General features: G+C 68.6%; 24 protein-coding genes and 1 pseudogene. 11 read left to right on the forward strand and 14 right to left on the reverse strand.

Annotation, left to right across the window (positions count from 1 at the left end):
- The first annotated feature begins 85 nt into the window (after nt 1–85).
- On the forward strand, nt 86–475 hold the full coding sequence (locus tag OG219_RS26320; RefSeq protein ID WP_266830394.1) for an XRE family transcriptional regulator: 390 nt from the start codon (nt 86–88) through the stop codon (nt 473–475).
- 639 nt (nt 476–1114) lie between these two features.
- A complete protein-coding gene (locus OG219_RS26325) occupies nt 1115–1345 on the forward strand; it encodes a hypothetical protein (protein ID WP_266830396.1) in 231 nt (76 codons plus the stop codon).
- Nucleotides 1346–1458: 113 nt separating this feature from the next.
- On the opposite strand, the gene OG219_RS26330 is transcribed toward OG219_RS26325, so the two are convergent.
- The 4 genes from OG219_RS26330 to OG219_RS26345 all read right to left on the reverse strand — a co-directional run bounded on the left by OG219_RS26330 (nt 1459) and on the right by OG219_RS26345 (nt 4788).
- A complete protein-coding gene (locus tag OG219_RS26330; RefSeq protein ID WP_266830398.1) occupies nt 1459–2925 on the reverse strand; it encodes a UvrD-helicase domain-containing protein in 1467 nt (488 codons plus the stop codon).
- Between the two features lie 75 nt (nt 2926–3000).
- A complete protein-coding gene (locus tag OG219_RS26335) occupies nt 3001–3474 on the reverse strand; it encodes a hypothetical protein (protein ID WP_266830400.1) in 474 nt (157 codons plus the stop codon).
- Nucleotides 3471–4283: a DUF6083 domain-containing protein gene (locus OG219_RS26340; RefSeq protein ID WP_323183300.1), complete on the reverse strand. Its 813-nt coding sequence runs from the start codon at nt 4281–4283 to the stop codon at nt 3471–3473. Before OG219_RS26340 ends, OG219_RS26335 begins: the two co-directional genes overlap by 4 nt.
- A 241-nt stretch (nt 4284–4524) precedes the next feature.
- Complete coding sequence (locus tag OG219_RS26345; RefSeq protein WP_266830404.1) at nt 4525–4788, reverse strand: helix-turn-helix transcriptional regulator; 264 nt, start codon at nt 4786–4788, stop codon at nt 4525–4527.
- Between the two features lie 167 nt (nt 4789–4955).
- On the opposite strand from OG219_RS26345, the gene OG219_RS26350 reads away from it, so the two are divergent.
- Nucleotides 4956–5969 carry a hypothetical protein gene (locus OG219_RS26350; protein WP_266830406.1) on the forward strand — a complete coding sequence of 338 codons (1014 nt, stop codon included), beginning with the start codon at nt 4956–4958 and terminating at the stop codon, nt 5967–5969.
- 272 nt (nt 5970–6241) lie between these two features.
- On the opposite strand, the gene OG219_RS26355 is transcribed toward OG219_RS26350, so the two are convergent.
- From OG219_RS26355 to OG219_RS26370, 4 genes and pseudogenes are all read right to left on the reverse strand, one after another.
- Nucleotides 6242–6607 carry a hypothetical protein gene (locus tag OG219_RS26355; RefSeq protein ID WP_266830408.1) on the reverse strand — a complete coding sequence of 122 codons (366 nt, stop codon included), beginning with the start codon at nt 6605–6607 and terminating at the stop codon, nt 6242–6244.
- 151 nt (nt 6608–6758) lie between these two features.
- A pseudogene (locus OG219_RS26360) lies at nt 6759–6925 on the reverse strand (DUF475 domain-containing protein); the annotation flags it as partial.
- A 157-nt stretch (nt 6926–7082) separates the two neighbouring features.
- Nucleotides 7083–9137: an NACHT domain-containing protein gene (locus OG219_RS26365; RefSeq protein ID WP_266830410.1), complete on the reverse strand. Its 2055-nt coding sequence runs from the start codon at nt 9135–9137 to the stop codon at nt 7083–7085.
- Between the two features lie 9 nt (nt 9138–9146).
- Complete coding sequence (locus tag OG219_RS26370) at nt 9147–9326, reverse strand: hypothetical protein (RefSeq protein ID WP_266830412.1); 180 nt, start codon at nt 9324–9326, stop codon at nt 9147–9149.
- A 703-nt stretch (nt 9327–10029) separates the two neighbouring features.
- Here OG219_RS26370 and OG219_RS26375 point away from each other — a divergent pair.
- The 3 genes from OG219_RS26375 to OG219_RS26385 are packed head-to-tail and all read left to right on the forward strand — an operon-like array spanning nt 10030 to nt 13344.
- A complete protein-coding gene (locus OG219_RS26375) occupies nt 10030–11052 on the forward strand; it encodes an ABC-three component system protein (protein ID WP_266830414.1) in 1023 nt (340 codons plus the stop codon).
- On the forward strand, nt 11049–11510 hold the full coding sequence (locus OG219_RS26380) for an ABC-three component system middle component 2 (protein ID WP_266830416.1): 462 nt from the start codon (nt 11049–11051) through the stop codon (nt 11508–11510). The genes OG219_RS26375 and OG219_RS26380 overlap by 4 nt, the downstream gene beginning before the upstream one ends.
- Nucleotides 11503–13344: a hypothetical protein gene (locus OG219_RS26385; RefSeq protein ID WP_266830418.1), complete on the forward strand. Its 1842-nt coding sequence runs from the start codon at nt 11503–11505 to the stop codon at nt 13342–13344. Before OG219_RS26380 ends, OG219_RS26385 begins: the two co-directional genes overlap by 8 nt.
- 221 nt (nt 13345–13565) lie before the next feature.
- Here OG219_RS26385 and OG219_RS26390 read toward each other — a convergent pair whose 3' ends face one another.
- The 4 genes from OG219_RS26390 to OG219_RS26405 all read right to left on the reverse strand — a co-directional run bounded on the left by OG219_RS26390 (nt 13566) and on the right by OG219_RS26405 (nt 16522).
- Nucleotides 13566–14750 (reverse strand): TniQ family protein, encoded by a 1185-nt coding sequence (locus tag OG219_RS26390; protein ID WP_266830420.1) that lies wholly within the window; start codon nt 14748–14750, stop codon nt 13566–13568.
- Nucleotides 14751–15081: 331 nt separating this feature from the next.
- Nucleotides 15082–15294, reverse strand: coding sequence for a hypothetical protein (locus tag OG219_RS26395; RefSeq protein ID WP_266830422.1), 213 nt, complete (start codon nt 15292–15294; stop codon nt 15082–15084).
- Nucleotides 15291–16220, reverse strand: coding sequence for a TniQ family protein (locus OG219_RS26400; protein ID WP_266830424.1), 930 nt, complete (start codon nt 16218–16220; stop codon nt 15291–15293). The genes OG219_RS26395 and OG219_RS26400 overlap by 4 nt, the downstream gene beginning before the upstream one ends.
- 53 nt (nt 16221–16273) lie before the next feature.
- Nucleotides 16274–16522, reverse strand: a complete 249-nt coding sequence (locus OG219_RS26405; RefSeq protein ID WP_266830426.1) for a helix-turn-helix domain-containing protein — start codon at nt 16520–16522, stop codon at nt 16274–16276.
- Nucleotides 16523–16597: 75 nt separating this feature from the next.
- Here OG219_RS26405 and OG219_RS26410 point away from each other — a divergent pair, with 75 nt between their 5' ends.
- Genes OG219_RS26410 through OG219_RS26425 form a run of 4 tightly spaced genes read left to right on the forward strand, consistent with a single transcriptional unit; the run spans nt 16598 to nt 22489 of the window.
- Entirely contained in the window at nt 16598–18382 is a 1785-nt protein-coding gene (locus OG219_RS26410) for a TniQ family protein (protein ID WP_266830428.1), read from the forward strand.
- Nucleotides 18379–19146 carry a TnsA-like heteromeric transposase endonuclease subunit gene (locus tag OG219_RS26415; protein ID WP_266830430.1) on the forward strand — a complete coding sequence of 256 codons (768 nt, stop codon included), beginning with the start codon at nt 18379–18381 and terminating at the stop codon, nt 19144–19146. The genes OG219_RS26410 and OG219_RS26415 overlap by 4 nt, the downstream gene beginning before the upstream one ends.
- A complete protein-coding gene (locus OG219_RS26420) occupies nt 19146–21281 on the forward strand; it encodes a transposase (RefSeq protein ID WP_266830432.1) in 2136 nt (711 codons plus the stop codon). Before OG219_RS26415 ends, OG219_RS26420 begins: the two co-directional genes overlap by 1 nt.
- A 14-nt stretch (nt 21282–21295) precedes the next feature.
- Complete coding sequence (locus OG219_RS26425; protein ID WP_266830434.1) at nt 21296–22489, forward strand: TniB family NTP-binding protein; 1194 nt, start codon at nt 21296–21298, stop codon at nt 22487–22489.
- A 120-nt stretch (nt 22490–22609) separates the two neighbouring features.
- On the opposite strand, the gene OG219_RS26430 is transcribed toward OG219_RS26425, so the two are convergent.
- Complete coding sequence (locus OG219_RS26430; protein WP_266830436.1) at nt 22610–23476, reverse strand: TIGR02391 family protein; 867 nt, start codon at nt 23474–23476, stop codon at nt 22610–22612.
- A gap of 618 nt (nt 23477–24094) precedes the next feature.
- Between OG219_RS26430 and OG219_RS26435 the strand changes: the two genes are divergently transcribed.
- Complete coding sequence (locus tag OG219_RS26435; RefSeq protein ID WP_266830438.1) at nt 24095–24610, forward strand: hypothetical protein; 516 nt, start codon at nt 24095–24097, stop codon at nt 24608–24610.
- Between the two features lie 58 nt (nt 24611–24668).
- Here OG219_RS26435 and OG219_RS26440 read toward each other — a convergent pair whose 3' ends face one another.
- Nucleotides 24669–25076, reverse strand: a complete 408-nt coding sequence (locus tag OG219_RS26440; protein WP_266830440.1) for a hypothetical protein — start codon at nt 25074–25076, stop codon at nt 24669–24671.
- Nucleotides 25077–25134: the final 58 nt, after the last annotated feature.

The following is a 25134-nucleotide window of genomic DNA, read 5'->3' on the forward strand; positions in this document are numbered from 1 at the left end:
GCCGAGCCCGACCACCCCCGCAGCCTTCGCGCTCTGAGCGCCGATCCTTTGCCGCCTCACTGGCTGGCGAGGAAACGAGGAGTTCATGCACACTCAGGAAGAGACCACCGCAGAAGCCGAGGCCCGCGCACATCGCGACACGGCCGGACAGTCCATCGCCGAGATCGCCCGCTTCCTGCAAGAGACTTTCAGCCAGCGAGTCGCCGCACTCATCGCAGGCGTAGACGACCCGCGACAGGTCGGTCGGTGGACGAGGGGACAGAACGCCCCACGATTCGACTCTGAGTTCCGCCTGCGCACCGCCTACCAGGTCTTCACTTACATCGCTAACTGCGAGAACCAGCACACCGCCCGGGCCTGGATGATGGGGATGAACCCTCAACTCGAGGACGACTCACCCATCGAAGCCATCGCCGACGAACGCTTCAAGGACGTGATGGCTGCCGCCCGCTCCTTCCGCCGCGGCGACCTGTAGGGGCACACAGAACGTCACCGTGTCCGTCTCGTAGCTCAGGCTCTGGGGCAGTTGATCGAGGTGTTCATGCCGCCACAGTTGGCGGCTCTGCGTAGGTTCATCGGTTTGGTGCCGCTTGAAGCAGCACAGTTTGCGCCGTCGTGCGTGACTGGCCTCGTGAAGTGGGGTTGCATGTCCGCGCGCGACGGCGTGTGATTATGGGCGGGTAGGGCTCACATCTCTTTCCTAGCGTTCCCCGTAAGGCTGAGGCGGCTGCGTTGTGTGCCAGCAGGTCGGGAGGGAAGAGAGCCACGCGCCAATGGTCAGGTGAGGCGCGTTCTGCGGCGAAGGGCGACCGCAGGCCGGCTGCTGGATCACCCGCGCGGAGGCCGCCCGCGCCGAACTGACACGGCCCGTCATCACCGCGCAGCAGAAGATCAAATTTCTGCGACGAAGCTGAATCGCAGCCCCGATGGGAGAGTTCGCCCCCGGGCGCGCCCTCCCACGGTGTCGTTACTTCACGAGGCGGCCCGGACATCAGGCTCGCACGGAGTCACGTACTGGGACTTGCTGCACAGGGATTTATCCACAGGCCTGCGCACGGCTGGCTATTGATCCGTACGGTGTTGGCTTCGCTGATCACGAGCACGGGGGTGCGCGATGCCGTACGAGGTCGACCTGGCGGTCCGGGTGGAGGACGCGCTGGTTGAACTGCCGCCGGAGGGGCGAACGGAGGTGCTGGAGACGATTGCCGCAGCTCTCGTGCGGCCGTGCGCGTGGCCGGAGCCTGGTGGGTGGCACGCGGCGGTTGTCTTCGGGCCGCGCTCGTGGGTGTCGTTCACCGCATTTCTCGGCGGCATTGAGGTGATCGATGTGGGGTGGGCGGGCTGACGACGGCTGGTGATCCGTGGGGCGGCCGGCCCGGACGCAGTCCGTCGGGGCCAGCCGCGCCGTTCACGGGCGGTCTCGGCACGAGGTTGTCGGCCGCGGACATCGGGGGGTGGTCATTCGCTTGCCGTCTGTTGGGCGGGGACGCTCCATGCCAGCGTGCCGAGGTCGAGCCGGTGGCGGGCACGGGTAACGGCGACATAGGCGAGCCGGGCGTCCGCGTCGCTGACCTGCTCTGGTGCCGGGTCGGCGCCGCCTGCGTCGGAAGTGGTCTTTTCCGGCTGGGGAAAATCGTTGCCGATCCTGACAGTCGGCCATTCGCGGCCTTTGGCCTTGTGGGCGGTGGAGACGGTGACGTCGGCGTGTGTCTCGTCGGTGAGCTCCGCCACGGCAGCGAGGATGGCGTCGGGGCCGTGCGTGTCGACGAGATCGACGAAGGGCTGCAAGTCGCGACCTCCCGGGTCGTAGGCGGCATAGTCCTGCAGGGCGCCCCAGGACGGGAAGAGCACGAGTTCGGGGTGGTGAGTGCGGCGGCCTTCCTTGAGGTCACGGGCGGCAAGGGCGAGTTGGGCCAGCTGCTGTCCGCCCCGGGTGAGGGCGACACGGTGCCCGTCGCCGAGCAGGCGCATGACCTCCGTCATCGCACCGATGTTGGTCCGGCACAGCACTGCGTCGGGGCGGTCGACGCTGCCAACCTCCGTGGGAATGCTGGTGGTTCCTGTCAGGCGGATGGGGGCGTCGGCGAGCGCGAGCCACCGGTTGGCCTCGTCGGCGATCTGCGGGCCGAACCGGAACGAGCGGGTGAGGGTCAGCTGCTCGGCGTCGAAACCGGTCATCACGTCCGTCGCACCCCGCCATCCGTAGATGGCCTGGGCCGAGTCACCGACCATGACGAGTTGTGCGTGGTCCCGCTGGGCGGTGAACACCTGCTCCAGAACCGGGTTGGTGTCCTGGGCCTCGTCGAGGAAAAGGAAGTCGGCTTCGATGTGTGGTCCGCTCAGCGCCCACATCTTGAGGTAGTGGTCGTGCTCGAAACGGACGACGCCGTGATCGGGGCATTGCAGGTCTGCCCAGGCCTTGGCCGCGAAGGGGAGTACGAGGTCGGCGAACTGCCGGTGATCGGCGGGCGAGTCCAGGCCGCGCAGGCGCGGCACGTGGTGGCGGGATAGAGCGCCGTCGGCGGAGTAGCAGAAGCGTGTGACGGTGCGCAGTACGTTGTGGGACAGGGTCCTTTGGCTGATCTCGTGGTCTGCGAGCCGCACGGGACGGAGGATGCCGAGGGCCTGGCCGGTCCTCCAGGCCGGCTGGCGGGGGCTGTTGAGGCGGCCGGTGTACCGGTGGCCGATTGCGGCGAAGGCCGTGGCGTGGGCGGTGCGGCACTGCACCGTGGACGGGAAGCGGGCCGCGGCGTCGCGCGCGATGTCCTTGTTGAAGGCCAGGTAGCGGCCACGGCGTGACGTGCCGGCGGCGAGCAGGCACAGTGTGCTGGTCTTCCCGGTTCCGGCTCCGGCCTGCAGAGCAAGGTGGCGGCCGGAGCGGAAGGTGTCTGCCGCGTGGGTCTGTTCGTGGGTGGGCGTGTGCAAGAAGAGCTCCGTGGAACGAGGACGGCGTAAGGAGGTGCAGCTGTCTCCTGCGGCTGTCGGGGGAACGACGTCCGTTCAGCCGGGCGGACGCCCCCGGAGAAGGCGGCTGGCCATGCAGGTCAGCACTTCTTCCGGCGTGTGGTGGGTGAGCAGGTGTTGCAGCTGCGCATCGAGGCGGTGACGCCGTTCGCGTTGCTCTTGCGCGAGGCTCGTCGAGATCCGCTCGCCCAGGACGTCTCGGGGGCGTCGGCCGCTGGCGGTCGCCGCCCGGCGGATCTCCGTACCGGCGCGGCGGCTGAGGGCGACATTGAGCAGGATGTGGCCCTGGCGGTCGGGGTAGTGCGTGGTCAGCACGTCGACTGGCAGGACCGCATCCAGCTGGCGCCGCAGCCGGTGCAGGGCACTGCCCGGGCCCTTGCCGCTCTGCACCGTCATCAGCCGCGTGCGGTCCGCATTCACGGCGAATCTCACGCGGTGGCGGGCCTGGTGGAGCTCGCGGTCAGAGGCGGGCCGGGCCAAGGAGATCTCGACGGCGTACTGACGTGTCACGACCCGGCCCGCCGTGTTGCGTGACCGCCGTGGCTGGGACGGCGTCCGTGCGTGGGCAGGCGGGTGTGGATGTGCTCGTGGTGACGGAGCGGGTCGAAGGGCTCCCAGTCGGCGATCGCGAGATCACCGGCCGGGGTGGCGGTGTGCTGCCGACACCGCTGAGCGCGCCAGCGCAGCTGCTCCTGATACGGCAGCGCGGACAGGCTGTAGACCGCCATGACGTCGGAGAGTAGGGCCAGTTGGCCGTGTGCCGCGCTGGCAGGTGCCAAAGTCCAGGTGCCGCCCGGAGCGTCCGGGCTGAGCAGCGTGGCGGTGCAGCGGTGACGGCGCCGGGTCTGGGCGACACACCGGATCTCGTCGACGGGACGGGATGCCAGGTAGCGGACGTACAGCAGTTGCACGATGGGTCTGGCCGGGCGGCAGGCCTCCTTGCTTGCCGGTGGATGGTCCGGCGGCGCGGCAGACGGGGCAAGAACTCCGGCATCCAGCAGCCGGCGCGTGCGAACGGCAAGGGACCGGCGCAGCCCCGACAACTGGGGAGCCGAGGCCAGAGCCGGGCGGGCCGGGCACAGCACGGCGTGCGGCAGTCGGCACCAGCTGCTGCCGTCGCCTGCCGGATGAGCGACGCCGGAACTGACGTGCCAGCGGCAGGCTTCCGGCACCAGGGCCACGGGCAGCTCCTGCGGATGAAGCCGGACCAGGCGCTCGCTGCTGCGCGCGTACCACTCGACCGGATTGCCGCACTCGCGGCAGGAGCCACTCTGGGCGCAGCGCAGAAGACGGCTGACGCCATCGGGGTCGATGCGCATGGACTGTCGCTGAAGGCGCTGAGGGGCACGCACATAGCTGCCGTCCCAGCGCCGTGCAGAAGGATGAGGTGAGGGGCGCATGCACGCGAAGGTGCCAGCCAACACGCCGTCCGGGCGGTATCCGGGCCGCACGTTCCCCCAGCCAGCCCATACCAGGGCGACAGCAGTGCGAACAACGGATCACACATTCGAGCGGCGTTGCCGGTTCGGGTGATTCACGACAGCTGTCGCAGGCCCGGGATCAGCCCTCGGAGCCCCCGGGCAGATCGTGCTCGCGGCAAAGCGTGCTGAAGAGCTCATCGAACCGCGTGTCCAGGGCGTGGGCGAGGGCGTGCCATGTCCTCAGTGTGCCGATGGTGCGCCCCTGCTCGATCTCGATCAGGGTGCGTCTGGCCAGGCCGCTGCGGGCCGCGAGCTCGTCGTAGCTCCACCCGCGGGCGGCCCGCAGACGCGCCAGCTTCAGCCGCAGCGCGTTGAGGTCCGGATCGGGCGGCAAGATCGTCACCCGACCATCCGACGGTGCAGACCCTTGCACTGTCAGTGCAGACATCTGCCCTATTTTTCGAGGTGATCGCGGTAATGAGAGGGCAGAGGTCTGCACTACGGTGTCGGCCGTCCCGCCGTCCGGCGAGGTGAATCCGCCGCGGTATCAGGAAGGAGGCACACGCGCCCATGAGGCTGCGCACACTGTGTCCTGCGGCGCCCCGGGCCTGGACGGTGGAACTCAGACGTCAGACCGGTGAGCTTGTCCTCGTCTGCCAGCAGTGCCCCCAGGCCGGCCTACAGGTCACCGCGGCGGCCGCGCGCTCGGCGGCCCTCGCCCACCTCGCCCGCCACGCCCGTGGCGATCTTCGGGCCCCTCACCTGCGGACCTGCCAGTGCCATGAGCGCGGCTGCCGCTGGCACCCCCGCCACCGCGGATGCGCCGGGCCCATCCGCCTGCTCCTGGCCTGCGAACGCGGCGGCCGGGTATGGCGCCTCGCCGACGCCTGCAGCGCCTGCGCCGCGGCAACGGCCGAGGCCGCCTTCGTGCCCGACACCGTGCTGGCCGGGCAGCTCTGCCCGCCCTCTACGCGGTCGCGCCGCACCCGGCGGCCCAGAGGGCCGAGCGAGCGCGTGCGCGTGAGCGACATCCTCAGCTACCTGGCTGCCGCCCTGCCTGCGGATACGTCTGCCGAGGCGAGACTTCTCGCCCTTCAGTGCGCGCTGCGCATGAACGCCTGCATGCGGGTCGCATTCCCCGCAGGCATGCTGCGCAGTCTTCGCATCGACGCAGCTGAAGCCTGCCACGAGCTGGAGCGGGCGCAGTGGCTGAACGTTGTCGACGGCCCCGGAGCAGCCGGGGTCGCCGCAGAACTTCGCGACACGGCGCTGCTTGCCCAGGCGCCCGCACGTCCCGATCGACAGCGCGCGGCCGACTGGGCACTGCGCAGCGGGCGCCCCGCGCGGACAGGCGCGGCGGAGTCCCCGTTGCAGCTGCTGGGCATCTACCTCATGGCCCACAGCGATCTGTCCTCAGGAGACGGACTGCGCGAATGCGACCGGGTCATGCGTGACTGCGGCATGCTCGATCAAGGGCTCCCCGGTGTTCTGGACCGTCTGACGGACAGCGGTGTTCTGCAGGGATGGCGGATCTGCCCGGACTCGGGGGACGTGCACTGGACTCTCGCCCCGGGACAACGGTGAGCGCCCCCGCCTGTACGGACCGAGGCCGCGAACGGCGCCTGAGGCATCGACTTGCCGCGCAACCTGAAGCGCCCCACCGGATGCTCGGGGCCGCGCAGTGTGGCGGTGGCGGCGTCCTCGCTGCTCCGTGTCGCCTTCACTGTGATCCCCTCGCCGCAGTGGACAGCCCCCGGGAACTGGGACGTGGCCTCGGCAGGGAGCTGGCGGGCCGGCGGGTGGACGACCTTCCGCCTCCATGCTCAGCGTCTCGGCCGCCTGTGTTCACGGACGGCTTAGGGGCTGGCAGTTGTGGTGGTCTGCGCGAGTTCGGGGAAGGTCTCTTCCCATACGTCGCGGATGTGACGGCTGATCAGCCTGCGAAGGACGGGCCACTGCTCGATCAACAGCCCACGATCGAGGAATGCGATCAGGTCGTTGCGCTGGCCTTCAGCGAGCACGGTCCGGTACAAGCTCATTCGAGCCTTCGGCCGGTCCATGGTGAAGCTCGTCAGCCCGGACCAGGCCACATGCAGCGGAAGCGCCACAACACCGTGGGTGGGGCCTGCCAGGTCTTCGAGTCTTTTGGGCAGGCGGCGGCGGTAGCGCGCCCGGAGTATGTCGCCCGGAGCCGCCGGATCGGCGGGAGTGCCCGTGTCCACGCGTTCAGTATCCGCCAGGTCGCACTGACTCGACGCAGCTTTTTGGCGGATCTGCCGCTCCCCGGTCTGGCCACCCGGAACGTGCCTCTGACCTGCACGGCAGGAGAGCAGCGAAGCAGCAGACGCTCTCGTCTGCGCCCGGTGATTCTCCCTCCGCGGCCACGATCGCCTCGTTGCGGCGGAGGGAGGACAGAAGGACCAGCCGATGAGGACGACACCCACAAGGCTGGTGATGACCTCATTGATCTGGTACTGGATGGTGCCCATGAGGATCATGGCCAGAGTGCCGACCGCGTAGTGCGCGCCGTGCTCCAGGTAGGTCGGCCTCGGTACCGGTGAGCGCGCCTATTCGACTGTCGCGAGTTGTCGCTGCTGCGGAGCGTGATAGTGACTTTCTGCGACCACCTGGCGTGCCTCTCCGAACGCACGTCCCTTCCAGCGAGGGGGGTGGGGTGTCTTTGAACCAGCGATGGCGCTACCCGTGCGGGTGCGCAGCGAGCCAATCCTGGAGTTCCCGGTGGCGGAACTGATAGGCCACACCGGAAATCCGCAGCAGCCCCGCGCCATAGGCCCAGTGGAGGAAGGCACCAAGCCGCCAGGGCAGCTGGCCGCGGGAGCAGCAGAGGAAGGTCATGTAGCGGCGACTGGCCCCGGTTAGGAAATACATTCCGAATGCGATCCCGATCGGGAGCCCGACCAAGAGCCCGTACAAAAGCCAGTACAGGAGCCCGATCGCGAGCCCATCTGCGATCCCGGCCATGAGCCCGCCTGGGAGCCCAATCGCGATCCCGACTACGAGCCCGGCCGCGATCCCGACTACGCAATCGTCCCGCACCGGACGGCGAGGGTCTGTGGGTGCAACATCGCTGGTCAGTGGTTCTGTAAGCATGATCGCGAGTCCAATCGCAACCCCGTACGCAAGTCCGATAGCAAGGCCGAACGGGAGCCCTTCTGCAAGCCCGACCAGGAGGCCAAATGGGAGCCCGATTGCGAGCCCGCCGGCAAGTCCGACCATCAGCACGAACGCGAGATTCCTGACCAGCCGGCGGGGGTGAGCAAGGAGCCGGAGCCGGTGGAGCTGGACTGTCCGAGGCGACGGAACGGTGGCGCGGCTGGCTGCCCAGACGGCCGCGACCCAGGACAGCGCCCAAAATGTGGCGCCCAGCGGATCACTGTCGGCAGGAGCCAGAGGCAGGAGCAGGGTGGTGAAGATGAGGGCGAGGAACGCGTCGGTGAGGCGGACGCGGCGGGGGTGGGCCATCGGCCACAACTGATGCAGGACGATGTCGATGCCTGCCGCGGTGGATGTGGGTGTGGTGGTCGCGAGGTGGGTGGCGAGCATGGCAAGCCAGCGGTGGGTCTGGTCGGGTCGGTAGCGGCCAGGGCGGGTGCGGTGCTGGCTGGTGGCGGCGGGCAGGTACAGAGCGAGGAGGTGGTCACGGACCGCGCTGGGAGAAGAGAGGGCGAGCAGGTGGTCGGGGTCGCGGAGGTAGACGAGAGTGTCTGGGTGGCGTTCTTCGTAGGCGGTGGCGGCCAGGTTAAGCCGCCAGGGGGTGCCAAGGGCGCGGGCCAAGGTGCCAGCCGGAGCGGTAGTCAGCGTGTCCAGGACGGTGATCCAGCGGGCCGGGTTGGTGCTGCGAGCGGTGAGGTAGGCGGTGGCCTGAGCGTGGGTAACGGGGTCGAGCTCGATGCGGGCGGCCTCGCGCATCCGCACATCCAGGGTGGCTAGCTCGGCGTACTGGGCAGTGCGGCAGGTCAGGACGATAGGGGCGTTGCCGGTGGGGTCCTGGTAGGCGTTGAGCTGATGCAGGGCGCGGGGGGCGCGTCGGCGGGCGGCCGGGGTGGTGGCGGTGTCCATCTCGTCCAAGCCGTCGAGGACCGGCAGGATGCGGTGCTCCTGAACCAGCCGCCGGGCGTCCGCGAAGCTGATGCCGCGGTCGCGGAACTGCTCATGGACCTGGTCGGCGAGCCAGTCGGGCAGCGGGCGTTTGGTGTCCCAGCCGGCAAGGGAGAGGCGGACCGGGACCGGATCGGCCGGGTTACGGTCGGAGTGAGTGAGCAGACCGAGGATGAGTTCGAGGGCCAGCAGGGTCTTGCCCGCCCCGGGTTCGCCGGTGATCACCAGACGGGCCGGTTGCAGCTTCTGGTAGTAGGCGACGATGTCGGTGAGGCGGCCCTGGGGGTGGGCGCCACCGGCGTTGTTGGCGGGTTCGAGCCGGTGGGTGAAGGTCAGGTTGATGCGATGGGCGCCGGGGCCGATCAACTGGGCGCGCTGCTGGGCCTCGGTAGCGGCCACGGCGGCGGCCAGGGTCTTGGCCTTGGTGTCGGTGTCCTCTGCGGACTCGGTGCGGTCGGCGCGATAGGCCGCCCAAGCTAGGTAGGCACCGGGCAGGGTGAGCGCCAGGGCGACCGTGGTGGCGGCCAGACGGGCCACGTGGAACTGCTTGGACAGCCCCAGTGCCACCGCCGCGGCGGTGGCCTGCAGAACGAGATAGACAACAGTGACCCGGCGTGTGCGCGCTGCCCCCATGTGAGATATCTAGCGGATCGAGTTCCGTGCCAGCCATCGGTTGGCGGCCCCCCACAGCATGGCGCCCAAGATCTGCTCTTCCGGCCGCAGCAGCGCCACCGCCTCCAGCAGGTCAAGCTTCGCCGCCCCCGCCCCCGCCCCCGCCCCCGCCCCCGCCCCCGCCCCCGGAGCTGAGCCGCTGAGCCTCACCCGATCCACCACCCTCCGTCACGCGCCTTGGCTGCGAGAAAACCGCACTGGATGCGAGTCAGCGGACGATCCGCAGGCCAACCAGCCCTACGAGTGACACCGGCTGGCGATCACATGCCGCAAGTCGCTACGGTCACCGCCTCCTCCCAAGCCCAACGGGCCCTGTCGCGAGGGAGAAACCGGTGCTCCACCGCCATCTAATCGCCAACCACCGCGAGTTCGCCTTGGATGCAAATGGCGGCGCTCGGAACAATGGAACAGCCGTAAGCGCTATGGGCATGATCTTGGCCGCTCCGGCCCCGGACGTCCGGTTCAGACTTTGCTTCCAAGACCGGACGCGGCGGCGACGGGCCTGCGTTGATGGTGCGCTTGGGCATCACGAACCGCAGTACGTCCACCGAGGCGAGCAGGCCCTCTCTCAGAGACGGGAGCACGGAGCGGCGCGTGAGGAAGAGTCATCTCTCGACGGAGCCAGGCTCTCGACGCGCCGCATCTCCTGCCAGCCAGCGGAGTTGGCAATGAGACAGCGTCTGTCCCGGCCGTTTGGTGGGACCTTGCACGGGTATGAAAGGCGTCTGCTCAGGAGCGATATTCGTGATGTCGCCTGGTAGATCAGGGGGATGGTGGGGTGTCCGATCCGCAGGGTGCAGGGCCGGGGGCTGCAGGACAGGCACCGTTGACAGTGCTGCCTCCTACGCTGCGTATGGCGTCGATGCCGTCACCGAAGAAAATCGTCTCCTTCTCCGATCCGGACGAGTTCGAGGAGTTTGTGAAGGAGTGGGTGCCGGCTCTGGAACCGCAGTACGTCCTGGTCGAACGGCATGGCGGCTCGGGGGACCACGGCATTGACGTGGCCGGCTACCTGTCGCAGATGAGGCTGGAGGGAGAGTGGCACAACTACCAGTGCAAGCGGTACGCCGCCGCCCTGACCTGGTCGACCGTGGCCCAGGAGATGCGCAAGATGTTCGTCGCTGCCGCGGCCGGAGAATTCACCGTCCCCACGCGATACGTGTTCGTCGCGCCGAGGTTCTCGCGCAGCCTGCCCCGCCAGTTCGCGAAGCCGACCGAGTGCCGGAGCAAGTTCCTGCAGGAACTGTCCACGACGAAGGACAAGATCGTGGTGGACCTCACGGGTGACCAGCGAAAAGCGGTCGAGGACCTGGCTGAGGCCACGGACTTCGCCATATTCGAGTGCATCGACCTGGACGAGATGCTTCAGCTGCACAAAACGACCCCGCACTGGGTCGAACGCTTTCCGCATGCCCCGTACGAAGAGGGACCGCCGGTGTTGGTTCCGCCTCCGCAGCACAGCGAGGACGAAACCCGCTACGTCCAACGCCTCGTCGACGTCTACCGCGAGCGTTACCCCGGCACGATCAACAGCCTGGAGGAAGTACCCGACGTCGAGGAAGCGGACGAGCACCTCAAACGGCAGCGTGTGGCCTTCTACGCAGCCGAGGCACTGCGCCTTTTCGCCCGCGACGCCACCACGCCAGCTTACTTCGAGCAGGTGAAGCAAGACGTATTCGACATCGTCGTAGAAACGGCGGCCCGCTCGTACCCGGACGGCTGGGAACGGCACGGCGCCGTGATGGAGGCTGCCGGGACCGTCCAGCTCACCCAGACGGCCCTGGTTCCCTTTGTGCAACCGAGGGCTCGTAAAGGGGTATGCCACCACTTGGTGAACGAGGACCGTCTGACATGGTGCCGGGAGGGAGGAAAGTGACCCCGCTCAACAGCCCGCTCGAGGTCGGCGTACGCGCCCTGGTCCTCCTGGCCGAGAGCCACCCCGAACCCATGGACCTGGCGCAGCTGGTCGCGCTCGACCATGTGCTGCTCCACAGCGGTGAATTCGACGGGCCTCCCAGCCTTCACCCGGACCTGCCGGCACGCGCAGGAGAGCTCGGGAGGAAACGGGCCGTCCTGGAGGAAGCGCTCCTCGTCCTGATCAGGGCCGGCCTGGCAGGTGTGGTGGACCGCAGCGAGGGCCTGATGTACGCGGCCACCGACCGGGGCCCGGTCTTCGTCGACGTCCTGGAGGCGCCCTACGCCGAGTCGCTGCGCGAGCGGGCCGAGTGGGTTGTCCACGACTTCGCGGCGAGGGCGGACGCCCGAGCTGCGACTCAGGAGATCGTCTCCCGCGCAGCCGCCCACCTCGCACGGGGCGAGGCCGGCCATGGGTGATCTGCGCCTGGTCCACCTCACCTATGCGGGCTCCGGCAAGCCCACCGCCACGGTCGAGTTCGACCCGGCACTGACGGTGATCTACGGGGCCTCCGACACCGGCAAGTCGTTCATCGCCGAGTCCATCGAGTACATGCTCGGCGGTACCCGAGCGCCCGAGGTGCGCGAAGCCGAGGGCTACAGCCAGATCCTGCTGGGATTGCGGCTGCCGGACGGCACGCCGCTGACTCTGCTGCGCGCACCGCACAGCAACACCATCCACATCCACCGGCAAGATCTGAGGGGCCTGGTCACCGCCTTCGCCGACACCCAGGTCACCGCGATGCACACGGCCCGCAGCAAGAACAGCCTTTCCCTGTTCCTCCTGGGCGAGCTGGGTCTTGCGGATCTGAGGATCCGCAAGAACGAGGCGGGCGGCAGCCGGAGCATGGCTCTGCGCGACCTCGTGCATCTCTCGGTCATCCCCGAGACGCGCATGGTCGACCCTCTGTCCCCGGTCCTTCATTCATCCGCCGCCAGCGGCAAGACCGCGGCGGCCTCGGTCATCCGGCTGATGCTGACCGGCGACGGCGACCCGGACGTCGACACCGGCCTCAATGCCGGGCAGCGCCGCGTCAACAAGGGAAAGATCACCTTGCTCGACCAGATCATCCTCGATCTGCAGAGCAAACTGACCACAACCGAGAACGTCAGGGAACTGCGTGACCGTAAGGTGCGCCTCCAGGCGTCCATCGACGAACACTCCACGACCTTACGTGTGATTACCGACCGCCATCTGGATGCGGTGACCGCCCGCATGCGGGCAGCCGAAGAACTGTCCACGGTGGAGACCCGCCTCGCGGAAGCGGGCGACCTGGTCTCCCGGTTCCAGCTGTTAGAGGAGCAGTACCGGTCGGATCTCGAGCGCCTGGTGATGGTGACCGAGGCCGGCAGTCTTCTGGGTTACTTCCGCGTGGGCACGTGCGTCTTCTGCGGTGCCGAGCCCGAACACCAAAACGCCGGCCACGGGGAACACGAGACGACCCAGCTTCACCTCGCGGTCCAGAACGAAACCGCGAAGACCAGCGCCCTGCTGGCCGATCTGCTTCCCACGATCGAGGACCTGTGCACCCAGTTCGACACCCTCAGCGCCCGGCGGGCGTCCTTGCAGCAGGACGCCGCCCGCCGCGATGAGGAGATCGCCCAGGCCCAGGACCTGTTGGCTCCCCTGCGGGAACGTATGGACGAGCACCTGCACGCCCGGTCGGAGATCGAGCGGAGCCTGGAGCTCCACGAGCGTATCGACGAACTGGAGGAACGGCGCTCACGGCTGGACGGCGAAACCGTCGGGCCTGGGCAGCGGCCCGCCGAGTATGTTCCCAACCGGATCCTGTCCACCTTCGATGAGACGCTCCGCCGCACTCTGGAAGCGTGGAAGGTCCCCGCCGTGGAGTTCGCGGAGTACGACCAATACGCCATGGACATCCGCGCGGGCGGCCGCCCCCGAGTCAGCCGGGGTAAGGGAGTCCGCTCCGTCCTGCACTCGGCATTCACTACCGCACTCGCCCAGTTCTGCCTGAGTAACTCCAGGCCGCACCCGGGCTTCATCGTCCTCGACTCGCCCGTTGTGACCTATCGGGACCCCATCAGCGAACCCATCGGCGACGACGTCGACCTGACCTCCAACGTGGTGGACCACTTTTACCGGGACATGCTGGACTTCCCCGGACAAGCCGTCATCCTCGAGAACGGAGACCCGCCGGCAGACGTGATCTCCGAAGCCTCCATCTACCGGTTCACCGGCACAGGGCCGGGCAGACACGGCTTCTTCCCCGCCGCAGCTGTAGACGACTGAGGCGGAGAACGGCGCCCTTCCTGGGGCAACTGCCTTGAATCGGCACCGAGTCCACCGGAAGCAGCACCGCGTCGCCTGGCCTGCCGCCCAGAGGTTCGGACAGTTCGCCGCCGGTAGCGAGGCGATCGTCCGCATGGTGAGTCGGCGACCGCGTACGTGGCAACACCCGACGTACCCCGGGAGTTGAGCGGGCGCGTGGCGTGTGGCGGTGTGCTGTTCGGTCAGGGTGCGGGGAGTCGGGCGAGAGCCTGCGCGTCGAGGGCCTGGCTGAGGAGTTCGCGCAGTGCGGGGCTGGCCCGGTTCATGTACGAGGGCAGTTGGTCGTCGAAGTCGCGGAGCCCGGCGGGGTGGCGGACGGTGAAGACGTCCCGGGCCGAGGCGGCGGGATCTTGGCTGTCGAGGACCGCGGCGATGACCGTGAGTTTGGCAGCGGCGGAGACGGGATCGCGTTGCCCGGTCCAGGTGTTCGGTGATGTGCGCCGCATGGGAAAGAGGAAGCCGGAGTCGGAGCGCCGCCAGCTGATCACGGGAGCGGGTTCGCCCCAGCGGGAGGGGCCTTCGTCGGCGGTGAAGCGTTCCTGGAGGGCGAGGTCGGTGCTGGTGAAGGCCTGAACGCGTAAGGCGTGAGGGTCCTTGAGGAGGATCCTCAGAGTCCGCAGGTCGTCGTACCACTGCTGGAGGTCCGGGCTCGGTGTCTCCTCGTCGTGGAACTCGAGCAGGCTGTGGAAGACGGCGTACGCGGCGGGATCGGTGGCGGGCGGCGTGTCGATCTCCCACAGGGGGCGGCCGCAGCGTTGGCGTTTGGTGCGGCGCTTGGTATGCGGGGGTCGCGTGACGGGGTCGTCGGCGCGCGGCATGAATCCGGGGCACCGTCCTGGCGCGTCGCCGCGAAGGGCGGACGGGGAGAACGGCGAGCCGCAGTCCGGGCAGAAGGACGCTGTATAGCAGCGGTGCTTCGGGCACATCACCGCCCATGACTGGTACCACCACAGCGGCCATCGCGCGGGCGGCCGCAGGCAGTGCGGGCAGAACGCCCAGGTTTCTTCGGGAGCCCAGCGGAATTCGGGATGGCGGTCCAGCCTGCCGGTGCTCGTCCTGACGATGCCGAACAGGGTCATGTCGCGCAACTGCTTCGGGTCGACGCCCGTTGCGGTGTGCAGCGGCACGGCTGACGCGAGGGGGAGTTCGGCGGTGTGGCGCGCGAGGCGGGCGGCGTGCGCGGTCGCGGGCTTCAGCCCGAGCCGGTCCATGATCTGGGTGCGGTCCACCTCGTAGTGGGTGGCTAGGTGGTCAATCCAGCTGAACAGCGACTCGCCGTGCTGCGGGAGCGGGACGACGGGTAGTCGGCGCGATGTCGTCCGGGCCGAATCCGCCGTGGGTCTGTCCGGGGCGGGTGGTGGCGGCATCGGGGTCCTCCTCACGATGGCTGTCCCGATGAGACGGCGTGATCACGACAATATGTGGACTGGGAGCCGGGAGGAGTGCGGTCTTTGCGTCAGGAACTCGCTGCTTGACCGACCCGGATGGCGCGAGCGCACGTACCGGTCGCCGGCCGCCAGGCAAGGGCAGGCGTCCAGGGGTCGCTGGCGGCGGGTAATTGAGGTGATCTGCGGCCCGGGCCCTGACGTCGCCCATGACCATGAGCGAGGTCAGACCGGCCATCTGGGGGTGAGGGCGGCGAACGTCTGGGTGGTGCCCCATCTCGACAGGGAGGGGGCGTTGCTCCTTCATGAGCTGTTAGGTGAAGGGCCCGGTCTGTGCGTGCGATGACTGCATCCGGCGGGAGTGCTGGAGCGAGCTGAGCTCGCCCGGGAGGAAGACGGTGTGGAGGAAGTCGTCGAGGGCGGGGCTGGCTGATGCCAGATCGGGGGACAGGGGGCCCCATCTGGTGTAGTGGCGCATCTTCACGCGGCTGGGGATGTGGAGGAGGGCGCGTGCGGTGGTGCTCATGTCGTGGGAGCCGAGGATCTGGCCGATGATGCTGAGTCGGCAGGCCGTGGTGATCGGATCGCGGACGGGGTACGGGGTACGGGGTGCGGGGTGCCATCGACGTGTGTGCGGACGGGCTCGAGGAACCCGGTGGAGTCGACGCTGTAACTCCGCTCAGGGAGGCGCTGTGGGGAGAAGCGGCGCCGCAGAACCGGGTCCGGGCTGTCGAAGGAACGGACCTCGAACGTGTGATAGTTGAAAAGCGCATTCAGCACGTGGAAGGTGCGCAGCCACACGTCGGGCAGGGCGCGGCGTGAGAGCCCGTGCCGCAGACGCTCGACGGCGTCAAGCACGACCGGATCGCTGACCGGCGCGGTGCTGATATCCCACAGATGCCTGTTGCAGTGCTTGCGCGGGGCGCCAGGCGGGTGCCTGCGCGCGAAGGCATTGCGAAACCCTCTGCACTGCCTTGACGCGCCCCACCGTGAGCTCGTTCGCTCCGGGGTGAACGCGGTGCCGCAGTGAGGGCAGAAGGAGACCAAGTAGCAGCGGTGCACCGGACAGGCCACCGCCCACGGCTGGTACCACCACAGCGGCCAGCTGCCTCCCGGAGCCAGACAGGGCGGGCAGTACGCCCAGGTCTCCTTTGGCATCCGGGAGTCGTTGACGGTGACGTAGCGGGGGTCCGTCCTCTCGAGCGTCGTCTGGCCGAGCTCGATGACCGTCAGGCCGGTCGCGGCCCTCACCACGCGGATTGCTTCCGGGCGCAGTCGCATCGTGTACCGGATCAGGTCCCGAGCGGCGGTCGGCATCCTGCGCTGTCCCAGTCCCAGCGCGTGCATCATCACAATGCGGTCCACCTCGTAGCAGAAGGCGAGGTGGTCGACCCAGCTGAAGAAGGACTCCTCGGCCAGGGGCTGGGGGATCGTCGGCAGCCGTCTGGGCAAGGAAGGGGGGACGCTCAGCGAACGGTCTGGCCACCAGGGCAACGGGCGGACCCCTACCCTCCGCCGTGGTTCTGGAACAGCTCGTACGGTTCGACGCCCAGGGCCTTGGCCAGGGCGGGGATCCGGTCGACGGACACGCTGTGGACCGCGGCCTCGACCTCCGCATAGAAGGACCGGTCCATACCCGCAGCGGCTGCCGCCGCAGTCTGGGTCAGCCCCGCGCGCCGACGCAGGGCCCGCAGCCGCCGCCCGAAGGCCAGCCGCTGGGCCGGGACACCGCCGTCGGAATCGCTGTTCGCCACAGGCGGTAACCGTAGTACAGTCCCACGATTGTAGGAGATCTCCTACAATCGTGGGCTGGGTGCCGGGAGGGGCGGGTGCAGGACAGCGGGCTGCCGCGGCGATTGCCTGCGGTGCTGGCTCCCGAGGATGGTGAGTCGTTCGCCTCCTGGCTGACGAGGGCGGCGGCGGACTGTGAGCTCTCCCCTGGGCAGGCCGCGCAGGCCATCGGGCTGGAGTGCCGGCCGGGCTCGGTGGTGTGGCCCCGGTTCTTCGGCGTCGTGCTGACACAGCGCAGTCTGCTGGGAGCCGAGGCAGCTACGGGTCTGGACGCGCCGAGCCTGCACGCGATGCAGCTGGCCCGGTACCGCGGGACGGTACTGGACTTCGCCGGGCTGGATCCGGCGGCGGAGAGCTCGCTCACTCCCGTCGTGAACCGTGAGTGGGCCTTGTTCACTGCCAGCCGCGCCTGCCCGAAGTGCCTGGCCGAGCGGCCGGTGTGGCCACTGTGGTGGCGCCTGGGGATTGCGGCGGTCTGCCCGGTGCACCGGGTGCTGCTGGTGGACGTGTGCCGCCGGTGCGGGCTGCGGGTGGGCCGCGGATACGCCGGACACCCCCGGGGTCTGATCACTCGCCTCCCGGTGGCCGAACCGACCCGGTGCCACAACCGGCGCCCGGCAGGCCGGCGGCGCAAGGCCGGGCTGTGCGACCAGAAACTTCAGACGCTGCCCGCGGTGCCGGTGCCCGCCGCGCTCGCGGCCCTGCAGCAGCGGATCCTCGCCGTCGCCGACGGCGCGAGCGGCCGTGTCGCGGGCAGTGTGGTGGAGTCGGCCGAGTTCTTCGCCGCGCTGCGGTTCACCACGGCGGTGGTCCGCCTGGTCGCCTCCGAGGACGATCTCGCCTCCTGCGCCGCTCTGCCCGGCGACATCGCGGATGCCTTCCTGGCTGATCAGCACGAGCGGGAGCAGGCCCGGCAGGGAGGCGCGGGCACCCAGCTGCGGGCCAGCCCGCCCAGCGCGGCCCATGCCGCGAGTGTGCTAGCGCTGAGCGCGAACGTGCTCTTCACCCGTGACCGGCAGAGTGCCGGTCAGGTGCTGGCCGCCTGGACGCGGCGCGCGGTCACCTGGCGCCGCACCCCCGGCAAGAGCGACCCTCTGCGGCCCTTGGCCCCTCCCGCGTGCCTGCAGGCGCTGGTGCGGGCGGCCCAGCCGCCCGCGTCGCGCGTCGTCGGCGCCCTGTCCGTGCGACCCGCCCCCGACCTGCGGATCACCGCCGATCACCTGCCGCATCTGGTCGACACCACTGACTACACCGACCTGATCGCCTGCCACCTGCCCGGCACCGCACCGGCCAGCGGCCGACGCCTCGCCGCCCTGGCGCTGGTCCGGCTCGGAGGCGCGGCGAGCTGGCAGCGGGCCGCCGCCGACCTGGACATGAACCTGCATCTGGCGGCCCGCGTCACCAACACCCTGGTCCAGCGCATCAGCGACCCCTACGCCTTCTGGACGGACATCGAAAAACTCGGCACACGGCTCCAGGCACGCGGCCGGGTCGACTACGCCGCCCGGAGATCGATGCTGGCCGGCCTCACCACGGTTCCGCACGCCGTCCTGTACCCGGTGTGCCGTCCGCTGGAGCACGACGTCACCCTTCAGCGCCGGCGTCACGCCGCAGCCTGGGTCTGGCAGCACTTCACCGGCGGCGACGTCCGCGAAGCCCCCGCCTACGCCCCCGCCCTGTGGCCGCAGGCCACCACCGAATCGCTCCGGGAGGGATGGCGCCGCTTTGCCGCCTGGATCCCCGTCCCCGTGGCCCGCCAACTGACCGCCTTCGGGCGGAACCTTCTCGACTTCGACGCGACCGACGCAACAGGAGGGGCATGAGCCCGAAACGAACCCAGATCCTGCGGCCGGTACGGCGCGCGTCGCACCAGCTGTACATCCACTACTACGACGCCGGCAGCACCGAACGGCTCCTTCCGGCCGAGCAGGCCCGCGAAGTGCGCTTCGAGGACTGCCAGCCAGCCCGCGACTTCTCCACCTACGTAGGGCAGGAGCACACCCCCGGCTCCTACTGGGCGGCCAGCAGCGACACCGTCCTGGAGTACGAGAGCTTTCTGGAAGCCCGCTGGATGAAACTCCTCGACTTCGACGGGAAGATCGCCTCCTTTGCCGCCCAGCCGTTCATCTTCGAGGGCGTCGACGCCGACGGAACCTGGACCCACTACCCGGACCTGTTCGTCCGCCGTACCGACGGCTCCGTCCTGCTGCTGGACGTCAAGAACCCCGAACAGATCGACAAACCCAAAGTCCGCCTCCAGGCCGCCCGGACAGCCGCCGCCTGTCTGCAACTCGGCTGGGACTACCGGATGGTGGGTGAGCCGGACCCGCAACTGTGGGCCACCGTCGAATGGCTCGCCGGCTACCGCAGACCCCTGAACGCCGCGGCCCCCCTCGCGGACACCCTCCTCTTCCGCGCCCAGCACCCCGTCAGCATCGCCGAGCTGCTCTCCCTGTGGCCCGAACCGGACATCGAACGGGCCGTCACCTACCACCTCATGTGGCACCACCGCCTGCTGTTCGACCTCACCCGCCCGCTGCGCGACCGCACCCAGGTGTGGGCCGCGCCCGTTGTGGAGCATGCCTGATGGACCAGCGCTACCGCATCGCAGTCGAGGACTGGATCGAATTCGAGGAAGAGCAGCACCAGGTCACCGGCCTCACCGGCGCCCTGGTCCGGCTGCGCTCGATCTCCGGGCACCACCAGACGATCATGCTCAGCGTCCTGCTGACCGACTCCTCCTTCCGCGCCCTGGCCGCGCCACCGGAGCGAGCCGACAACGCCACCGCGGGTCTCGACCCCGGCGGCGTCCTGGCGACCCTGAAGAACAAACAGGCCCGGGACGACGCCATGGAACTCGAGGCCCACCTGTATGAGGCCACCACCGGCTACCGCTCGGGTTCCTCCTTCGAGGCCGAACCCGGCGAGCCTCGCCCGCAATATCACCCCGACCTCCTGCTCACGGACCGCGTCGCGGCCAAGGCGGCGGAACTGGACCTGACCGAGCGCCGCGTCTGGCAGCTGATCGAGGAATGGGAGGAGAAGGGCCTGTGGGGCCTGGTCGACGGCCGCAAAGCCCGGCTGAAGAACCCGCTGCGCAATATCGACGAGCGGGTCATCACCGCGATCCGCGAGCAGGCCGCCGCCGAACGCCTCGACAGCTCCTCCAGCGTCTCCACCCGCTTCAGACGCCGCTGCCAGAACCGCCTGGACGAGGACTACGGTTCCGGCACCGTCCCCCTGCCCAAGCCGGACACCTTCCGCCGCGCGGTCAAACTCCTCCTCCACCGCAGCCCCTCCGACCCCGCCTATCAGCGGATCTCGGACGCCAACCAGCCCGACCGCACCTTCGGCAATGTCATCGCCCACCGGCCCGGCCAGGTCGTCATGCTCGACACCACCCCCCTCGATGTCCTGGCCTACGACCCCGCGATGAACGACACCTACAACGTCGAACTCACCATTGCCATCGACGTCGCCACCCGTTCCATCCTCGCCTGGCGCCTCACCCCGCTGGGCACCAAGGCCATCGACATCGGCCTGCTGCTCGCGGACGTCATGACGCCCGAGCCGATGCGTCCCGAGTGGGCCGACGCCCTCCGCTACCAGATGCTCCGTGTTCCGTTCGAGCGCCACCTCAGCGTCGACGAACGCCTTGCCGAAGCCGCCGCCCGGCCCGTCGTCTATCCCGAGACCTTGCTCTACGACCACGGCAAGCCCTACAAGTCCGACGTCGTCAAGCGCGCCTGCCGCAAATGGAGGATCGACCTGCAGGACGCCCGCAAACTGAAGCCCACCGACAAGCCCCACGTGGAACGCTTGTTCGGGACGATCCGGGAACAGTTCTCCATGCATGTCGCCGGGTACAAGGGCTTCAACACCGCCCACCGCGGTAAGAACGTCGAGCAGCAAGCCCGCTGGACCCTGGACGAGATCGCCGAGTTCTTCGCCGAATACGTAGTCGCGGTCTACCAGAACCAGCACCACTCCGGGCTGCACTTGCACGGCTTCCCCGACCTGCACGTCTCACCCAACGAGGCGTACGCCATGGCACTCGGCTCGGCCGGCTACGTCGACTGCCCCCGCGACCCCAACCTGTACTACGAACTGCTGCCTATCGCCGACAACGGCCGCGCCATCCACTCCTACGGCGTCGAACTCAACTACCTGATCTACAACGAGGATGTGCTCTACCAGTTCCGCCGGGCCAAGTCCCCCTACGACAACGGGCAGTGGCCCATCCGCTACGACCCGCGCAACCTGCTGCACGCCTACTTCCACAACCCCCGCGACGTCACCTGGTACACGCTGCGGTGGACCAAAGCACTCAGCGACCTGCAGCCCTTCACCGACATCACCCTGCGCGAGGCCAAACGCCTGGTCGAACTCCGCGGCGGCGACCCGAAGGACAAGGACTACCAGGAGCAGATCGCCGAAGCCCTGTGGGACCTGCAGAACCGCACCGACGCCCCCGAGACGTGGACCAAAACCGACCGCAAACGCCACACCCGCGACCGGCACCGCGCCCAAGCGCAGGCCCAGGACGAAGCACGCTCCAATCCGGCCGTCCCCGCCACGGCACCGCCGCCGCGCCCGGTGGCGGAGACCGCGAGGCCGACCGTCTCCGCACTGCACGCCGTCCCCGACCTGCCCGGCGAAGACGACGACTTCGACCCGTTCTCCATCCAGCCCGCCGAGGTCTGGAACCCCCACACCAGCTAGGAGGGCTGACCGCCATGCCCACCCCAGAACCTTCCGACGACCAGCCCGAAGAGGCCTACGGACCAGGCGACTTCAGACACCCTGGCCTGTCCGAACCGCGCACCAAGGAGGAATGGCGCGAATACCTCGACTATGTCCTCCCGCCCAAGCCGGTCCTGCTGCCCCTCGACGTTTACGAACAGCTCAGCCCCGAGGAACGCCAACCGCACAACACGGCCCGAGCCGCCCACCACAGCGCCCTGGTCATCGTCCGCACCAGCCAGATGAAGACCATCCACCACCAAATCCGTCGCCGGATGATGACCAACGCCTTCCAGCCCGCCGGCGCCCGGCGCAGCATCGTCCTCGACGGCCCCGCCACCCTCGGCAAATCCACCCTGGTCAAGACGTTCGCCTACGACTTCGAGCACGAACTGCGGCGCAACCACCCCGAACGCTTCGGCAAGCGCTACATCGTCGACGGGCGGCTGATCGACTACACGCCCGTCGTCTACATCAACATCCCCTCCCAGGCCACCCCGAAAGACCTGTCCATCGCGCTCGCCCAGTACCTCGCCCAGCCCCACCGCTCCGGCGCCACCAAAAGCGACATCACCCGTCTCGTCCTCGAAAACATGCGCCGCGTCGGCGTCGAACTCGTGATCATCGACGACGCCCACTTCATGGACCTCTCCCTCAAGGAGGGCAAGGTCGTCAACGACCATCTGAAGCACATCGCGAACCACACCGCGGCCACCTTCATCTACACCGGCGTCGACCTCAAGCACTCCGGTCTCTTCCTCGAAGGCACCGGCGACGCGCGCGCCACCCAGACCGCCGGCCGCAACACCCTCCTCCACATGACCCCCTACAACATCCGGACCAGGGAAGAGAAAGCCGACTGGGTCTCCGTCATCACCGCGATGGAAGAGGCCCTCGTCCTGTACAAGCACCGACCCGGCACCCTCGTCGGCGAGTGGAAGTACCTGTACCGCCGCACCGGAGGCAACATCAGCTCTCTGGCGGAACTCATCCGCGAAGCGGCCGCCGACACGCTGCTCACCGGCGCGGAGCGGATCGACCGGCCACTCCTCGACACCATCGTGATCAACGAACACGCGCAGAGCACGTACGACGCGATGTGGCACGAAGACCCGCTGCCTCCCTCGCCGGACCAACGCCACAACCCCGAAGACGCAGACGAGGACGGCGAGGCCGCAGCCAGCTAGAACTCCGGGCGCGCCATGAAGCGACGGGCAGGGAAGCAGACGCAGCGGGCCCTAACATGCCCCGAACGACAGCCGGTTGGCACCATCCGTCGGGTGACGCGGTCGGCGGATGTGTGCAGCTCAGGTGCTCTCGCCTGCTTCACTGGCGTGGAGGACTTCGCACTTCTCCAGAAGGCGGGCGAAGTAGCTGTACGCCGCGAGCCGTTCCATGCCTTCCTGCTCGGACAGCTCGTCGCGGGTGTGCGTCGTGACGTTTCTGACCGTGAGATTCAGCCCGGTCGCCAGACCGTTCAACGCCTTGCCTAGTGGCTCCAGTCCACCGCGCATGCTCCTGGTCGTCTTGTCCGTAGGCTCGCCAGGCCACGCGAGTTTCGGCCTGCCAGGCTCGGGGTCGCCCGGTGAGAGGGTCTGCTGCCAGAACGGGGTGTCGTCCACGTCGTTGCGGCCCAGACGAGTCTTCCAGTGCACGGTCAGGGCCTCTGACGCCTCCCGCACCGCGACCCGGTACTGATGGGTTGTCCAGTGCGCGGCCGCTGCAGTCCAGATGACCGGATGCAGTTCAGACGGGGCGAACCCTGGCACGGCTGTCTCGCTGGCGGCCTCGGCCTCATCGATCATCATGCCCAGCCGGCCCCGGACCGTCGCCGCTGTGTTGCGGACGTCCTGCGGAGAGAAGAGCGCCTTCGGCGCCGACATGAGCGACCAGTTCGCAATCGGGTCAACCGGGCCGAGTCCGGCGACGCCGATACGCGCCCCGGTGACGGTGACAGCCCGCGCAGCAGCACCCGCGGTCTCCGCCACGTCGAGCTCCAGTTCCCGCACCGTCCTCTGATCCTGCCCGTCCTTGGCGTGGACGGTGGGAAACAGGCCACGGGAACTGAGGAGATCCGACTCGACCTGAGTCTCCATCCAGCGCTCGAAGGCCAGCTCGAACCTCTCCACGGCGGCAAGCAGCCGCTTCAGGTAATCTGTGCTGTACGTCGCCACGCGCTCCCCTTGTTGAACGTGTCTGCCTTTGTACCGAGAGCCTAGGAGAGCACCGCGCAGTAGCCCCTTATGCATGGGCGGAAGCGGTTTCCACCGGTGGGCGAGGCGGGCCGTCGTATCGTGACGTGTGCCCGATCCCTGCACTGCAAGCCGGATCCAACGACTGCTGGCCGTCCCGCTGGCGCTTCCGCGTGAGTCTCTCCTCAGTTGGCTTGAACACCCGTGCACGGTCAACGAGGTCCCTCGCACATCGATGGCCACGGCGTGCAGGCTCCTGCGCCCGGGGAGCAGCGTGGCGCGCATCGCCGGCTCCGGGTCGACGTCGCTCGTGTATGGCCTGAGCGACGAGGATGTTATTCGCGTGGAACAGGCAACGGGTCACCCGGGTGATGAGCTACATGCGATGACCTGGATGCGGTTCCTCGGGACCGTCGTGAAATTTGATCTGGTCAAAACCGCCAGCAGCCGGAAACGCTCTCCTGACCCCGCACATGTGCACAGGTGTCGGCGGCCAGGAGAAATCCCCACGTACGGTCAGCTCGATTCCCCAACTGGCAGTCACACTCAGTAGCCTTGGTGCTGGCTCGGGGACCTGGCCTATGAAGGGGCTTTGTGATCGTGGCACGTACCTGGCTGTCCATCCGGGTGGAGTTGGTCTCCGGGCACGGTGCAGACCAATGGCCTCGCTCAGGCCGCATCTTCGCCGCCGCGCGCTCGCACTCTTTCGCTCAGTTCGCCACGGCCATGGGCAAGCAGCACATCGCGTCCGGCGCCTCCCGCCTCTACTCCGTGATCGCGGAGGCGGCCGCCAACGGCGGGAAGATCGGCTTCACGGTGCGGGCGCTGCGCACCATGTTCATCCACGACGCTGGCTGCCTCGCCGACTCCCCCGGTGTGCGCCGCAACGTCGTCCAGCGCCGCGACGGAACCGAGGAACGGGCCTACGGCGCGAACGTCGGCGGCGCCGGATCCGGTGAACAGGGCTTCGATGCGGTGGAGTTCAAGCAGATGGTGGACGCGGCCGGCGGCGACGTCACGGCCGCGGTGAAGGGCTGGCTGGTCGAGACCGGCCGAATGCACCCCGAGGCTGAGATCGTCTATCTGGAGATCCGTGCGTGGAGGGAGAGCCGGTGAGCATCGTCCACGGCCGTGCCGGTCTCTCCACTAGGTGGGTATGGGTGTGTGACGGGCGCTACTTCAGCAGGGGCAGGACTAACGCGAGGACGATGAAGGTGCTGGTGAAGGCGGTTGCCGCGGAGGCAAGGCGCTTCGGTCGGCTGAGGCCTTGGCCCAGCGCTTGGGGGGTCGGCGCGAGGCGCGGGCCGGTGACGTCGTACGCCACGTATGCGAGGACGAACGCGAAGGTGACGGTGACGACCGTGATCGCGATGCGTGGGGCTCGGGGGTGTCCGTTGCCGAGTTCGAGTGACGCCGCGACGGTGGACACGTCGGTGATGAGGGCCATGGTGGCGGCTCCGGCCGCGCACCAGGCTTTGGCGCGGCTGGCACCGTCGGTGACGGCGAGACGGAATGTGATGCGAGCACAGACCGCGGCCGCCAGAGCGGTGCACCCTAGAAGGACGGCGACGACGATGGACACGGCGGCTCCCGGTTGTTGCTCGGTACGGGCACGGCGAGGCGACGCGGGGTGGCGTGAT

The sequence above is a fragment of the Streptomyces sp. NBC_00038 genome (genome assembly GCF_026343635.1).
In the GTDB taxonomy this organism is placed as follows: Bacteria; Actinomycetota; Actinomycetes; order Streptomycetales; family Streptomycetaceae; genus Streptomyces.

Excerpts from the sequence above, each read along its gene's own strand:
- OG219_RS26420 (WP_266830432.1), top strand. The coding sequence starts at position 19,146 with ATGGACCAGCGCTACCGCATCGCAGTCGAGGACTGGATCGAATTCGAG.
- OG219_RS26320 (WP_266830394.1), top strand. The coding sequence starts at position 86 with ATGCACACTCAGGAAGAGACCACCGCAGAAGCCGAGGCCCGCGCACAT.
- OG219_RS26365 (WP_266830410.1), bottom strand. The coding sequence starts at position 9,137 with ATGGGGGCAGCGCGCACACGCCGGGTCACTGTTGTCTATCTCGTTCTG.
- OG219_RS26375 (WP_266830414.1), top strand. The coding sequence starts at position 10,030 with ATGGCGTCGATGCCGTCACCGAAGAAAATCGTCTCCTTCTCCGATCCG.
- OG219_RS26350 (WP_266830406.1), top strand. The coding sequence starts at position 4,956 with ATGAGGCTGCGCACACTGTGTCCTGCGGCGCCCCGGGCCTGGACGGTG.
- OG219_RS26340 (WP_323183300.1), bottom strand. The coding sequence starts at position 4,283 with ATGCGCATCGACCCCGATGGCGTCAGCCGTCTTCTGCGCTGCGCCCAG.
- OG219_RS26425 (WP_266830434.1), top strand. The coding sequence starts at position 21,296 with ATGCCCACCCCAGAACCTTCCGACGACCAGCCCGAAGAGGCCTACGGA.
- OG219_RS26395 (WP_266830422.1), bottom strand. The coding sequence starts at position 15,294 with ATGAGCACCACCGCACGCGCCCTCCTCCACATCCCCAGCCGCGTGAAG.
- OG219_RS26390 (WP_266830420.1), bottom strand. The coding sequence starts at position 14,750 with ATGCCGCCACCACCCGCCCCGGACAGACCCACGGCGGATTCGGCCCGG.
- OG219_RS26415 (WP_266830430.1), top strand. The coding sequence starts at position 18,379 with ATGAGCCCGAAACGAACCCAGATCCTGCGGCCGGTACGGCGCGCGTCG.
- OG219_RS26325 (WP_266830396.1), top strand. The coding sequence starts at position 1,115 with ATGCCGTACGAGGTCGACCTGGCGGTCCGGGTGGAGGACGCGCTGGTT.
- OG219_RS26385 (WP_266830418.1), top strand. The coding sequence starts at position 11,503 with ATGGGTGATCTGCGCCTGGTCCACCTCACCTATGCGGGCTCCGGCAAG.